The sequence below is a fragment of the Mycobacterium sp. SMC-4 genome, assembly GCF_025263265.1.
Lineage (GTDB): Bacteria > Actinomycetota > Actinomycetes > Mycobacteriales > Mycobacteriaceae > Mycobacterium.
In genome coordinates, this window is sequence record NZ_CP079869.1 from 4,495,656 (window position 1) to 4,508,891 (window position 13,236).

The window sequence follows — 13,236 nt, forward strand, 5'->3', positions numbered from 1 at the left end:
TCACTTCATGCCGAGCACAACGTAGTCATCGAGGATTTGCCACACCGTTGCCACTTCGGTGAATCCAGCTTGCACCAGCGCCGCCAGATGGAAATCCACCGCGGTCGGCGGGGAGTCGGGCCTGTCGGCGAAACGCTGCTCGCGTTGTGCGGCAAGTGCAGCTGCGCCGGGTCGGGAGCTCACGTCTTCCCACCACGCATCCCAGGTCAGCGCCCCGTTGGCATACGCACGCTGCTGGGTGGCCTCGTCATGTGCCGCGGCCAGGCGGCGCAACCTGGGCAGGCGGTGGTCGAAGCGGAAGTGGTCTCCATTCAACAGCACTCCGCCGGAAGCCAGCAGTGATGAAGCCCCGCAGTAGACGCGGACCAGTTCGTCGGGCGGTAGCCAGTGCAGGGCCGTGGTCGACACCACCGCGTCCGGCACGCGCCCGTCGAGTGCGGTGGTCACGGCCGCCGTCCAACCGTCGTCCTGCAGGTCGGCATCCAACACGGTCATTCGCCGGCCGTGGACTCCCCCGACGGCGCGCGCGGCGATGTCGAGCAACAGCGGATCGTGGTCGACGGCCAGCACGGTCGCCTCGGGTATCGCGTCGAGAATCCGAGCGCTCAACGACCCTGGTCCGCAGGCCAAGTCGACCACCAACGGTGCCCGACCGCAGGCAAGTCCGACCGTTTCGACGATGATGCGGAATCGGCCTTCACGGTCAGCAATGTAGGCGGCCTGCTGGGCATCCCATGCTGCGAGCAGCGCACTGGGGTCACTGACTGCGGTCATCGATCGACCATCCCCAGCGAGCGCAGCCCGGCCGCGACCTTCTCGACGGCATCGACGTTGCGCAGCGACGGGTCCATCTCGCTGCCGGACAACACGATCCACCGTCGTTCCCGCACCGCCGTCAGCTGACTGGCGACCGGATCTGACTCCAGGAACTCGATTTTGGCGGCGATGCTGTCCCCATCGTCGCCGCGGGTGAGGTCAGCCAGCACCAGAACGTCGGGATCGCGGTCCAGAATCGCCTCCCAGGAAATCTCCGGCCACAGTTGGCGGTTGTCGGCGAAGGCGTTGGTCGCACCAACGGCTTCGGTGATGATGCCCGGTGCCCCACAGCAGCCCGCGATGTAGGGCGCCTTCGTCGAGGAATACCACCACATCAACGAGAGGCCGTTGGCGTCCAGGCCATCCGCTGCGGTCGCCATTCTGCTGCTGAGGGAGGAGATCAGCTCTTCCCCACGCTCGGAAACACCGAAGATTGTTGCTACATCGCTGATTTCAGCGTAGAGGTCATCCGGTGTCAAAGCCCGCTCCTGCTGCGCATTCTGGCCGGTGCATTCGCTCGATGACTGATAGGTCGGCACGCCGAGGCTTTCGAAGCGATCACGCGGCGCGACACCCTCGTCGGTGAACGACCAGTCGAAGATGGCGTAGATGAAGTCCGGCTTCTCACTAAGCACCCGTTCCAACGACGGATGGTCGTTGCTCAGGACGGGCACCTTGGCATTCTCGGCGGCAAGATCGGGCAGCACGGGGTCACTCCACGACGCGGTACCGACCATCCGGTCGGCAAGCCCGAGGGTCAGCAGGAGTTCGGTTGCCGGCTGATCGATGGTGATCGCCCGTTGCGGCGGCGCGTTCACCACCACGGTGCGGCCGCAGTTCTGGACCGTGACGTGGTAATTCCCAGCCGAGGGGCCCGCGGGGGCGGCGGCCGGAGGGGCACCCGCGGTAGCGCTGCAACCGGCAAGCAGGCCGATCAGCAGAGCCGACAATCCGATATTTCGCCAACGTCCAGACACCCGACGCCTTCCGATCCGGGACCCAATCGCGAGGTCCATCCGACAGTCGAGCCCGGCAATGTGCGCCGGGCCCGAGCCAGCAGGTGTTCGGACTCGGGATCGTCCAGTCGGAGCGCCTTCCCAGACCCGTCGCCGGGTCCAGTGGCCGCTGCTCCGCCCGTCCCCCATACCGCTGCGCGTCAGCTCCGGCCTCTCACCGGATTCCCTGACCCAACCGAGGTGGGTGCAACTAGCTCGCTGGGACCATACCTCGCGCGGCGACGTGGTGGCATGGGTAGACCCCGGGCTGGACGCGCGTGACCGCCAGCGCCCGTCCGCTTTATTGAAAACCATTTTCAATAAGGTATCCGATGGCCCACCGACACTCAACCGCGTGGCCGACATCCCCTGCCACGGGACCCGAGAACCATCGCGGGCTCCGACCGACTAGATTCAAGGTGTCCCACGCCCTCGTAGCTCAGGGGATAGAGCACGGCTCTCCTAAAGCCGGTGTCGCAGGTTCGAATCCTGCCGGGGGCACTTCTCGTTTTTGCAGATCAGGACATGTTTCCGGGCGGTTGCCCTACTGCTAGACCCTCCCCTCTGGTCGGTGCTTGGTCGGTGCTTCGTTGGCATCGGATGGCGTCCTTTAGACGCTGCAGCTGCGCCACCGAGACTTCGACCGCGCGGTTAGTCGTCGTCGCCATTAACATTTCCGGGTGCAGGGAACCGCATGGATGCTAATGGGCTTGATAGCTCTAGTTATCTTGTTCATGACTCGGGACGCCACTTTTACCAACGACAACTTCGTCGGTTGGGCACTTTGGCAGTACATAATGACCGCGGTCCCGTTCGCGCTGATCACAGCGGGGCTCTCAAAGAACCTCGGCCTAGCAACCCTCAGCCTCGGCGAACACCTCAGCCGAATGCTCACTCAAGTCCGAGGACCGGCGCGTAGCGCATAGAGCTGCCTTCGACACACCACCATGATATTCGGAATGCTCGGAAGTCCCCTGGATGAACCCCTTCTACGGGCGACTGTTCCACGGCGACTTACACGCCGAATACCCGACAACCTGAAACTATTGCCCTCACAACCATCAGCGACAGCCACCGTTCGCGGTGAGACAGCGAGCAGTCGCCGACGGTGCCGAAGGAATTCCAGCAGGCCCCACTGCCGCATGTTCTCGCCGAAGCTCCGCCCTCGACCCGCACAACCATGTACCAACAGCACGGGTAAAGACCAGTTGAACTCATTCACTGGGGACACGCCGAACTCGTCGCGGCGGTGTAGGTCGTCGAAGGTCCATGACCGAGGAAGCAGCCGGGGCTACCATAACGGCTGGTGAAGGGATCAAGGGGCAGCGTGGACGCAGACGAAATACTTGATACAAAGATGTACCTTCGGCGGGTACGCGAATGGCCTGAGGCGGATAGGGTGAATCCGGTCCGTTGGCTGGAAGGGTTCTCAACTCAGCACATTAACCATGCTACTGCCCTGCTCGATTCCTTCGTCTTCATCAGTGATAAGCAAGTTCGCAAGCTGTTCACCAGTACTGTGCACGCATTGTCGTGCGAGATCTCACGCCCTGGCTCTTCTTATGTGGAAAAGCAGCGCCTCTGGCGTGATTTCCTAGACTCCGTAATTGTTAGTGCGCCGACCGGTGAGGTGCCGAATCCCACCGACTCGGGCTTCATATTCCAGCGATGGGCACGGACAGAGGTAGGCATAGACGAGTCCCGTATAGTTCTCGCGTCTGACCTTCGGAGTGCCGTCGAAGCAAGGGGCGGTCCGCCATTGATAATGGTCGATGATTTCGCGGGCTCGGGGGAACAGTTTTTAAACACTTGGCAACGGCAAGTATGGCCCACTAGTCCCAAGACGTTAGAAGAACTGGCCGCGGTGCACTCGATAGACGTATATTACCTTCCCCTAATAGCAACTCAATACGCTATAGATCGAATTTCAAGGGAAGCACCGGGAGCCACACTAAGGCCTAGCCATGTCTTGAGTGACGTATACAACGCATTGGACCCGAATACTATAGTATTCCCCGATGACCTCAAGGCGGATGCCGCAGCATTCATACGGGACGCCAGTGCCGCGGCAGGTATCACGAAGTGGGTCGACGGCTTCCATCATCTTGGATTGAACATCGCATTCGGACATTCGATACCAGATGCATGTCTTGCACTGCTGTGGAGTGAGGAGGGGGGATGGAAGCCGCTGATGTCCCGAACATAACTGCATCAGAGCTTTCAGTCACCGAGAAAGCTCAGCGCTTGAATGCTGTGTTCGGATCGCTAAGAGCCGAATATTTTCGCGACGAGCTGTTTGAGCTATTTACGCACCCCGCGTATTTCCCGGAGTTGCTTGACCGAGGTCCATGTTTACTCGTAGGCGGTCGTGGGACCGGCAAAACGACGGTACTTAAAACACTGACTTACGAAGGACAGGCGCATTTCAACACATCACGGCCAGTAAGCGACTGGGACTTTGTAGGGCTGTATTGGCGAGTCGACACGAGTATAGTCAGGGCATTCGAAGGCGAAGAACTTTCCGAAGTCCGCTGGACGCGGCTATTCGCTCACTACGTCAATCTGACCCTATCGGGGCTAATCCTAGATTTCCACGAGTGGTACGAAAGCCGATCTGCTTGCCCACTCGAAGTGTCGAAGAAGAGCCTCGAAATGGCAGCCAGATCACTAGGCATACCGGGTGTAACCGAGACAATCGATCTTAAGTCAGGTATAGAGTCAGCACTTCTCGATTTAGAAACCACGATAAACAATCTTGGACGGGAAGGTGAGGCGTCCCCGACCATATCTGCCTCTGGCCGCCCAGTTCAATACCTCATCGAAGCGATCAACGCAGACAAGACTTTGCGTGGCAAAACGTACTATTTCTTGATCGATGAGTATGAGAATCTGAGCAATTATCAACAACGATTGATGAATACCTTGATCAAACACGCAGGAGACCATCCCTATACATTCAAAGTCGGAATGCGTGAGATGGGTCATCGGGAACGTTCGACGATCAATCCGGATGAGCAGCTAATAGCTCCAGCGGACTACAAGTACATTGATATTTCCGAGCGGTTTGATGATGCATCCTTTTCAAATTTCGCGAGACAGGTTTGCGAAAGCCGACTAGAACGCCTGCGCCAAGAATTTCCAGTCTTGGACACGGTGGACGAACTTTTTCCTTCACTGAGTGAGGAAGCGGAGGCCGAGAAACTCGGCGTTGACAACCTAAACGAACGTACGCGCGCTGAGCTAAGTTCACTCGGTGCGTCCGAGGACGAGCTCGCCAGCTTCGACTCTCTTTCCCCATTGTCGGCTTACTTGGTCAAGTACTGGGCCGAATCCAAACGGATTGATTCGCTAACAGTGCTTAGAGAAGCGTTGACGTACAGCGAAAGATGGAATACGCGATTAAGTAACTATCAGCATGCAATGCTCTACACGATTAGGCGTGGTAAGCGTGGTTTCAGAAAGTATTACAGTGGTTGGCCTACGTTCACCAAACTAGCCGATGGGAACATTCGATACTTACTCCAACTTGTCCACGAAGCGCTTCAAACTCACCTTCGATCCCGTCCAGATGCTCTGGCTGTGCCTGTGGCTGCCGAAGTACAGACGGAATCAGCAGGAGTGATCGGTGCGCTAGTGGTGAGGCAACTTCAGGGTGTGTCAGCCAATAGCGCACGCCTCACGAGACTCGTGTTGGGTCTTGGCAGGATATTTCAAGTCATGGCCGCGCAGCCTGAAGGGCATTCTCCCGAGGTGTCACAATTTCGTTTGAGCTCGACGCCTGACGATGCGAGTGAGGATCTACTTCGCGCCGCTGTGATGCATTTAGCCGTTCGGCGTTTTGCCACTGATAAGATGGCGGCAGTGTCTGGGCAGACCAGGGACTTTAGTTACCAGCTGCACCCGATATTCGCACCGTTTTTCATTTTCAGTTACCGAAGCAAACGGCGGATGGATTTAACGCCGCAAGAGTTGAATGGGCTAGTTGATAGTCCTGCCGCGACTATTTCCAGCATCCTGCGGAAGAGTAACCGCTCTGTTGAAGAAGAGCTTCCTCCCCAATTGATGTTATTCAGTGGGTACTACAATGACCCTGATTGATGAGCCGCTTCTGACGCGAGTAATACCTCGGAAGGATCTTCAGCTGGAAAAAGGTTCTTTTTATCTCTTCGGACGCGGAATTGAGGACAGGGCTGTCATTGACTCGAGTTGGAGAGCTGCTGCAGAAGCCGACGGAGTTCTTTTCCTTGATGTCATAGAAAACGGAGACGCTGTCATCCTCATGTCTTCTCAAGGCGAAGTTTTGAACTTCACGGGCCGAAGGCGTGAGCAAGCCATTGCCTTCTTCCAGTCGAAGCCCAGTTACCTAGACATTACTGGTATGTCGTATTCAGCTTGGGGGCCACTTGTTCTGGCTGCGGTCGAGTCAGGGGCCCCGTTTAGAGTGGTCTACGTCGAACCAATGGACTATAGGCGGAGCGACACACCGACGCAGGGAATGAACTTTGACCTGTCTGAAGGTTTTGAGGGTATTCGGCCTATTCCCGGGTTCGCAACCCTGCGGCTAAGAACCAGTTCTGATTGGCACCTTGTGGCTGCACTCGGTTTCGAAGGTGTCCGTTTCTCGTATGTGCTGAATGAGTTGGAGCCGGCTAGCGATAGAGTGCACCCTATAGTCGGCGTCCCCGGCTTTCGACCCGAATTTGCTTCACATGCATTCATCGCGAACCGTGCTGACTTGGACGACGTGGCTATCGTTCCGAACATCAGACTGGCGAGAGCTAACTGTCCTTTCGACATGTTCCACACTCTTCGGAAACTGCATGAAGACATCGGTGGAGCGCAACTGAGGCTGGCCCCCATCGGCACAAAGCCGCACGGTCTCGGTGCGGTTTTGTACACGATAAGCAGTCCGTCTAATGTTCAACTGATCCATGACCATCCGCGTCGGAAAGCCAAGCGAACTCTGGGTGTCTCGCAGGTCTGTTTGTACGAGGTATCGACGTTCTGCGAGTCGGATCTCTTTCGTAAGCCCGTGAGTAGCGGCCCGTGACGCTTGAGAATGACCGGCACTACACGCCGATGTGGCTTGCTGATGAGCTTTCGCACCTGCTGCCGGCAGATATCAACAGCGTCGTTGATCTGTCGGCTGGTGTTGGGTCACTGCTCGAAGCGGCGTGCCGGCGCTTCGGTCGGTTGGCCGTGGGCGCAGCGGACCTGGATTCGGAGGCAGTCCGGCATCTTCGAAAGGCGCATCCGGACTGGAAGGTTAGTTATACCAACTCTCTTGTGCCAAAGTCGTACCGTGCGTCGGCTGCCTTTCGGCAGCTGTCCGGTTCCTACGACGCCGCGCTGCTGAATCCACCGTTTTCTTACAGAGGTGGCTCGCGTATCAACCTGGTTTGCAACGGCTCTACCTACAAGGTGACGCCTGCGACTGCGTTTGTTGCCCATGCGATGAACTGGGTGCGGCCCGGGGGGACGATCGTCGCCATCGTGCCGAAGAACGTGATGGATATCCGAACCGATGCCAGCGTGTGGGGAGGTTGGAGATCGGAACTCCAAATCGACCGCGTGCGGGAGCTGGGCAGGCATACGTTCCAGAGCGCGCGTACAACAGCGATGGTTGTTGTGCTCAAGAAGTCAGCTCGTCGGAGGCGGGGGTCCCGAAATCTTGGCGCTGTGAGCGTTCCCTCGGTCTTGCCCGCCACCCTTGGCCAGCGCTGCACATGTGTCGAAGTGGTGCGTGGCCGCGTTCCGGTGTACCGGGCAAAGTCGTTCTGTGGCGATGCGGACACTGCGTTCGTTCATACGACAATGCTTCGAGAAGGGAGGCTCCAACTGACGAAGGCGATGGGCCCTAATGAGCTCGCGAGTGTTGGACCGATGATTCTAATACCGCGTGTGGGCAAGCCGTCGTCCCAGAAAGTGGTGCGGAACTCGTTACCGCTTCTGGTTCTCAGTGACTGCGTATTCGGCCTAAGAACCCTAGATCCGCGAGTGAGAAAGGTTCTCCACCGGGCGCTTGTCGACGAGTTTGACGATCTTGCAGAATGCTACACGGGTTCCTGTGCACCCTATTTGACAGTCGATCGGCTTGTGAATTGGCTAAAAGTGCGCGGCTTCAACGCTTCTCACGTCGCTCCGTCGTCAAGTCCCGGGTGGTGTGAGTGCGGCGGCGCAGATGCCGAACTCGCGTGATATTGGTTAGCCCGCTCGCTCCACCGTCCGCGCACGCTGACCGGTCCATTTGCGTGTACCGAACGCTGCTCTCCAGCCTGCACTCAGTCCATCCCATAGCTTGGCGAGGCGGTCCTTCGATGTATGACGCATCGTGAGCGTCAACAAGTACACGCTTCCGCCTTGCCGGTGGCATTCGCGGACCGCCGCAGCAATTTCCGCCGCCCTAGTGTGCGCGACCACTGCCGAGCACCGAGGGCACGACCACACAGATCCGCACGTCATCAATCCCTGATAGCTCGCAATCGACTGCCCATTCACTTCGCGCCTCTTGAGGGCGACCGTCTGACCGTCGTCGGCGTCCCCCACAGCGTCGTTGTGCAACATTCGACCGCAGCAACGGACGGCTTTCAAGGATGAAGCCTGCCAGAGCATCGCTCGGGCACCCCAGCGATCTCGGCGCTTCTCCGCAGAGGCCAACAACCCGGCCTCGACACCAGTTGTGAAGCAATAACTCTGAGTACTACCAAGAGCGCTCGCTGCGCTCGCGCCGTCGACGCTCTGGACCTCCGCGCGAGCGCTCCGGTCCGCCGCGCCGCCGTCCTCGTCCAGCCAGATTCCGTTTGTCATGAGTGACGCTCTTCATTGGCGTCTCCAGGGAGTTCGACCCAGAGTCGGCGTTCGCGCACAACGAGTCCATCGAAATTGCCGGCACGAAGGAGAGCCAGCCCCGTAGCGATAGCTTCTTGCGGTGACAGCAGAAGATCCTCGCGGTCGCCCGTGAAGCGCAGTGTGATCGTGTCCGCGTTGCGCGTTTCGAGAGTCTGACGAAGGTCCCCGAAGCCGAATCCCTCCAAGTCCATTACGCGATCTACGGCAGATTGCATCTCATAGCTGCCGCCGTTCTGGGCAGCGATCAGATAAGCCAGATGCAGTTGATTCCTCAACCAACGTGCTTCTTGCGCAGTCAGACGGTGTAGGTCATCCGGTCGGCCCGATACACGAACAATCACTCTGGTCCCGTCGACATCGACTGACCAACCGTTGGGCATGGGACTCACTGGTCACCGCCCTTGCGGTCCGAATCCGTGGCCCGGCGGGAACGCGAGTCCGCAGCTGCCGTCGACTCTGTGGTGCGCACCGATCCTGACGACGCATCGCTGCTGACAATCCCGCGGGCCGCGTCCAAGAACCATTCGCGAGTGCGCTCACAGCCGCTGTCGACCTCGACTTGCCCGCCATTCAGGCCCCAGAGGTCGAACGCCCTTCGCTCCCAGGCCGACTGCAAGCTCTCACCGAGCGCCGTCAATTCACCGTGGTCAGCCATCAGTGCCGCGACGCCGATGACCTCCCCTGTGGACCAGACCGCGCGATGGAGGCCCCAGCCGCCCACCTGAACCTGCATAGCCCTGGCGATTAGGTCGGCCCGAATCCGTGCTCGCTCCTCTTCCGTGGGTCCTCTGAAAAGGCGACTCAACGAGTCACCCTCCCCCGGCTCCCCCGTGCCGCCGGGAAGCTGATCCGCCGGCGTCACTTCTCGCCGCCATAGATCCAAGGATCGATGACGTAGTTGTGCGCACGCGGTACGATTCGATCGCGCGCGCAAACGGTGGTTTTCATAGTTGCCTCCGTGGAGCCCCTTGGTTGCAGCCGAGGGGCTTCGCTCGTTTCTGAGCCCGGAATTCAACGCTGATCTGTGGTCGGTGCCTGGTCGGTGAGTCCGCGACACGCCATGGTTTCGGGTGGTACCGATTGGCGCTATATCGCCAGTTCAGAACCACTTTCGAGACCATGACTAGGTGAGCTTGCAGGCTCTCCTAAAGCCGGTGTCGCAGGTTCGAATCCTGCCGGGGGCACCATGTGATGTCGCAAGACATCGGAATAGCCGTGGATCTGCTTTAGGTTCACGGTTTTTTCCGTTTGGGGCCTTTGGGGGCGCCGGTGGGTTGGTAGTCCCTGGTGGGGTCGAGGGTGAAGTCGCGGAGTACTTCTCCGGTGGCGGCGTTGATGACGGTGAGTGGTGGTCCTGGGCGAGGATCAAGACGCGGGTTCGGTGGTGGTGGCGGCCGATGCCGATGTGGTGCAGGCGGCCGTTGACGCGCAGGGTGACGGCGCCGGCTTGGTCGACGCGGTCGAGTCGAACAGGCACGATGGGTTGCGAACTTCTGAACCCCTGACCTGCGGCTATGCAACGGCTGCACGTCTCGGCTGCTGTCCGTCCCTTCCCGTGAAAGACTCCGCAGGGTGGGCAGACTCGAAGACGAGATGAAGGCGCAACGGCGACGCGATGCGGAGTGGGCGGCCAAAGAGGCTCAGTGGAGTGCTGAGGCCAGCCGCATCCGAGTTGAGTTCGTCCAGCTGATGCAGCGTCACCGTGTGCCGACCGAACCGCTGTTCGCGAAGGGCGAGGGAACGTTCCCCAGCGGGCTGTTTCGCACGAAGAGGAAGACCCTCAGCACCTACTCCCACATTGGCGAGGTATGGCTAGTGCAGGCCGGGGAGTGGCAGGGCAACTGGACGGCGATGACCACCAACGCAGAACTTTGGGAGGTCACCACCGTCAGCTTTCGAGGTCAGGAGGTTCATTCCTATCCCGGCTACGACGACCGTGCGAAGCGAGAGCTACTTGCAGTCGGGTGCATCCGCGTGCGCTCTCGTCCTTGTGTGTACGGGAATCGCCCCCAGGTGGCGGAACCCCTCGCAACCGCAGCAACGCGGCTTCTTGGCTAGCGGTCCCGCCTACTTGAGTTGCACCGCCCGCACGCGGGCAGCACGTTCGATGGGTGGTGGGTGCCGCCGCGCGACAGCGGGATTCGGTGCTCCCACGAGGTGGCCGGGGCGCCCTTGCATAGGATCTGCATTTGGCATGTCAGCCCGGTGGGCCGGCCGAGGGCGCGGTATTCGCGACTGTCATAGCCGGCGTTGCGGCGCTTGCGGTGGCAGCTGTGGCAGCGTGAAGCCGTGGTCAACCGACCGCAGTCAAGGCAGGGCCGGCGGATCATTCGTCGTCTTCGGCGGGCGAGTTGAATACCGCGGCTGTGCGGTTCCATACGTCGAACGCAGGCGTTGCGCCGTGTTCTTCGCCTTGACCGCGGCCGTGGATGATGGTGGCGACCTTAGCGGGGTCGTCGGTGCTGACGATGCGAGCCACGCGGGTCTTCTTGCCCATTTTCTTGTATTTGACTCGGCGGGTTTCGAGGCTGTCGCGGAAGTCGCCGGAATCCTCGGGTGCGATGGCTTTGGCCACGTCAAGTACGTCGTCGGCGATCTCGTAGAGGTTGGCGCGTAGATCCTCGTTAGCGGCGAACGCTTCACGCATTGCCTTCGCGAACTCTTTGTCTTGCTGTGCCATTCACAACCTTTCGGGCTATGTGAAGGGCCGGAACCCTTTGAGAGTTCCGGCCCTTCGACATTGGGGCATATCCCGGATTCATCTGTGCTGCCTGCGTGGCGTAGGCCAGGTCGTTGCAGCCCTGCATGCCGTTCCGGTCTTCTGCCTGCACGAAACGCTCGATGTTGACTGTCGGCGCCTGCTGACCGTGCGGGCCGGCGGTACAGGGTTGTCCCGGCTGGCCGTTCTGGCCCTGGCATTGGTTCTGCGGGGCCTTGGGGTCGACCTGAGAGTTCTTGTCGGCCTTGCCCTCGTTCTGTCCATCGGCCGGCTTCATGCCAGCCAGGCCGCCGGCGATACGCTGCAACCACGAGACACCGAGGCCGTTGGAGCGCCAACGGGGTCACTTACGCCGAAGGTTTCCATAAGCCTTTGCATCCCGATGCCGGCCGCTTGGCCATCAAAGGCGATGGTCCGCTGGATAGCCTTTTTGGGCCATGTCCGCCTGAGCCGCAGCACCACTGCCCGGGGCGAACATGTTCGCACCCATACCCGCGGCGCCTGAGACCAGGCCCATGGCCATGCCAAGGAATCCGGACCCGAGCTGGCCACCACCCTGGGGCTGCCAGAACGGTGCCGCCTGCTCCGACGGGGTGGTCGGAGCGTAGGACGCTGAGAACGCGTCCGGGAAAACACTGGAGAGTGGGCCACCCGTGGGGACGGTGCCCGGCGCCGGCAGTCCGCTGGTGAGCGCGGGATTGGTCAGTGCCGGGTTGGCGTTGGCCGCCGCCGATGACAGTGGCGGTGGGATTACCAAACCGCCCGTGCCGTTGCCGGCCTGCGGCATCCACGGTGTGGACGGTGCGCCGGTCGGCATCGTGGCCACCGGGCGGTAATACTGCTCGGTGAGCGCCGGGGCGGCCGCTCCGAGTCCACCCACACCACCGCGGGCCGCGGCAGCATCGCTACCCCAGTTCCACGGCGTGCCGCCGGGCACGGTGGCTTGCATGTGGCCGCTGTTGAACCCGAGTCGGAATGTGCCGGGTCCACCGGTACCGGGCAAGAACCCTTGCGCGGACAGCCATTCGTGGGCGTTACCGGTGGTGAGCTTCTGCCCGCCGGTCGAATTGCCGTCCATGATGTTGACCAGATCGCCGATGGAGCTGGAGCAATCCGACAAGCCCTTAAGCAGGTCCCTATCGGGCGCCTGCGAGTAACGGCCAGGTCGCACGTTGACCAGGAGCGCCGCATCGCCTGCGTATCCACCACCATAGGACAGTGGGCCGAACTGCGGGAAGCCCTGTGCTGTTCCGCCTTGCGGATTGCACCCGCCGCCGGCGATCTGGCTCAGAATCCCCTGCAGTGGTGCCGTGGCCAGATTGGCCAGGAACCGCACCAGATTGTCGGCCAGACCGGGCAGTCCCTTGGAGAAACCGAGGTCGCTATCGAGGTTGGCTCCGATCTCGGCGAAGTCAGACGAAATGTCCTGCATGCCTTCCGACATGCCGGTGGCCGCGGCGGTCATCTGTTCGTTGAACCGCAGTTGCGCCTGCAGCTGATCGGACCGCGCGGCCTGTAATTCACTGCGGGCCTTAGCGATATCGCCTTCGGTCGCGGTGTTGTCCGTCATAATCGCGTTCAGCTCGGCGGCCTCTTGCGCCACCTTGTGCTGTGCGTCCAGGAGTGACTGTGCGGCGCCGTAGGTGGTCGAGTTGACCGGGTGACCCTGCAGCAGATCCATGACATTGCCGGAGAACGGCACCACCGGGCCAGGTTGGCTAGCTCCCCCGCTGCTGCTGTAGTCCCTGTCGTACTGCGACCCGAACCGAGGATTGTCCACGGGGCGGGTCACGTTCGGCCCCCACCACATGCCGGGAGCTGGCCCAGGTGCTGGCACCGCGGGTGCTGCGGGTGTGC

The 13,236-nt window shown here is 60.5% G+C and carries 12 protein-coding genes, 1 tRNA gene and 1 riboswitch; of the genes, 5 read left to right on the forward strand and 8 right to left on the reverse strand.

Going from position 1 to position 13,236, the window contains the following annotated elements; all coding sequences use genetic code 11:
* Together KXD98_RS21410 and KXD98_RS21415 are read right to left on the reverse strand one after the other, a co-directional pair.
* Window positions 1-774, reverse strand: coding sequence for a trans-aconitate 2-methyltransferase (locus KXD98_RS21410; protein ID WP_260760287.1), 774 nt, complete (start codon window positions 772-774; stop codon window positions 1-3).
* Entirely contained in the window at window positions 771-1,793 is a 1,023-nt protein-coding gene (locus tag KXD98_RS21415) for an ABC transporter substrate-binding protein (protein ID WP_260760289.1), read from the reverse strand. The genes KXD98_RS21410 and KXD98_RS21415 overlap by 4 nt, the downstream gene beginning before the upstream one ends.
* A gap of 60 nt (window positions 1,794-1,853) precedes the next feature.
* Window positions 1,854-2,042: riboswitch (cobalamin riboswitch) on the reverse strand.
* 197 nt (window positions 2,043-2,239) lie between these two features.
* Here KXD98_RS21415 and KXD98_RS21420 point away from each other — a divergent pair.
* The 4 genes from KXD98_RS21420 (at window position 2,240) to KXD98_RS21435 (ending at window position 8,009) form a co-directional block, all read left to right on the forward strand.
* Window positions 2,240-2,312, forward strand: a tRNA-Arg gene (locus tag KXD98_RS21420).
* A 1,677-nt stretch (window positions 2,313-3,989) separates the two neighbouring features.
* A complete protein-coding gene (locus KXD98_RS21425) occupies window positions 3,990-5,909 on the forward strand; it encodes a hypothetical protein (RefSeq protein ID WP_260760291.1) in 1,920 nt (639 codons plus the stop codon).
* The gene (locus KXD98_RS21430; protein WP_260760293.1) at window positions 5,896-6,861 is read left to right on the forward strand and encodes a hypothetical protein; all 966 of its coding nucleotides are present in this window, start codon (window positions 5,896-5,898) and stop codon (window positions 6,859-6,861) included. Before KXD98_RS21425 ends, KXD98_RS21430 begins: the two co-directional genes overlap by 14 nt.
* Window positions 6,858-8,009 carry a class I SAM-dependent methyltransferase gene (locus KXD98_RS21435; RefSeq protein ID WP_260760294.1) on the forward strand — a complete coding sequence of 384 codons (1,152 nt, stop codon included), beginning with the start codon at window positions 6,858-6,860 and terminating at the stop codon, window positions 8,007-8,009. The genes KXD98_RS21430 and KXD98_RS21435 overlap by 4 nt, the downstream gene beginning before the upstream one ends.
* 605 nt (window positions 8,010-8,614) lie before the next feature.
* Here the strand turns inward: KXD98_RS21435 and KXD98_RS21440 are convergent.
* Both KXD98_RS21440 and KXD98_RS21445 read right to left on the reverse strand, forming a co-directional pair.
* Entirely contained in the window at window positions 8,615-8,935 is a 321-nt protein-coding gene (locus tag KXD98_RS21440) for a hypothetical protein (protein WP_260760295.1), read from the reverse strand.
* 110 nt (window positions 8,936-9,045) lie between these two features.
* A complete protein-coding gene (locus KXD98_RS21445; RefSeq protein ID WP_260760296.1) occupies window positions 9,046-9,393 on the reverse strand; it encodes a hypothetical protein in 348 nt (115 codons plus the stop codon).
* 839 nt (window positions 9,394-10,232) lie between these two features.
* Here KXD98_RS21445 and KXD98_RS21450 point away from each other — a divergent pair.
* Window positions 10,233-10,718: a hypothetical protein gene (locus KXD98_RS21450; protein WP_260760297.1), complete on the forward strand. Its 486-nt coding sequence runs from the start codon at window positions 10,233-10,235 to the stop codon at window positions 10,716-10,718.
* Here KXD98_RS21450 and KXD98_RS28595 read toward each other — a convergent pair.
* The 4 genes from KXD98_RS28595 to KXD98_RS21465 all read right to left on the reverse strand — a co-directional run bounded on the left by KXD98_RS28595 (window position 10,715) and on the right by KXD98_RS21465 (window position 13,171).
* Entirely contained in the window at window positions 10,715-11,038 is a 324-nt protein-coding gene (locus KXD98_RS28595) for an HNH endonuclease (RefSeq protein ID WP_396881790.1), read from the reverse strand. The two genes, KXD98_RS21450 and KXD98_RS28595, sit on opposite strands and share 4 nt — an antisense overlap.
* Window positions 10,987-11,340: a hypothetical protein gene (locus tag KXD98_RS21455; protein ID WP_260760298.1), complete on the reverse strand. Its 354-nt coding sequence runs from the start codon at window positions 11,338-11,340 to the stop codon at window positions 10,987-10,989. The genes KXD98_RS28595 and KXD98_RS21455 overlap by 52 nt, the downstream gene beginning before the upstream one ends.
* Window positions 11,300-11,656 (reverse strand): hypothetical protein, encoded by a 357-nt coding sequence (locus KXD98_RS21460; RefSeq protein WP_260760299.1) that lies wholly within the window; start codon window positions 11,654-11,656, stop codon window positions 11,300-11,302. The genes KXD98_RS21455 and KXD98_RS21460 overlap by 41 nt, the downstream gene beginning before the upstream one ends.
* 123 nt (window positions 11,657-11,779) lie before the next feature.
* Complete coding sequence (locus tag KXD98_RS21465) at window positions 11,780-13,171, reverse strand: hypothetical protein (protein WP_260760300.1); 1,392 nt, start codon at window positions 13,169-13,171, stop codon at window positions 11,780-11,782.
* Window positions 13,172-13,236: the final 65 nt, after the last annotated feature.

Coding starts and splice junctions, on each gene's coding strand:
- KXD98_RS21460 (WP_260760299.1), bottom strand. CDS start 11,656: ATGAAGCCGGCCGATGGACAGAACGAGGGCAAGGCCGACAAGAACTCT.
- KXD98_RS21455 (WP_260760298.1), bottom strand. CDS start 11,340: ATGGCACAGCAAGACAAAGAGTTCGCGAAGGCAATGCGTGAAGCGTTC.
- KXD98_RS21410 (WP_260760287.1), bottom strand. CDS start 774: ATGACCGCAGTCAGTGACCCCAGTGCGCTGCTCGCAGCATGGGATGCC.
- KXD98_RS28595 (WP_396881790.1), bottom strand. CDS start 11,038: ATGGAACCGCACAGCCGCGGTATTCAACTCGCCCGCCGAAGACGACGA.
- KXD98_RS21430 (WP_260760293.1), top strand. CDS start 5,896: ATGACCCTGATTGATGAGCCGCTTCTGACGCGAGTAATACCTCGGAAG.
- KXD98_RS21445 (WP_260760296.1), bottom strand. CDS start 9,393: ATGCAGGTTCAGGTGGGCGGCTGGGGCCTCCATCGCGCGGTCTGGTCC.
- KXD98_RS21425 (WP_260760291.1), top strand. CDS start 3,990: ATGGAAGCCGCTGATGTCCCGAACATAACTGCATCAGAGCTTTCAGTC.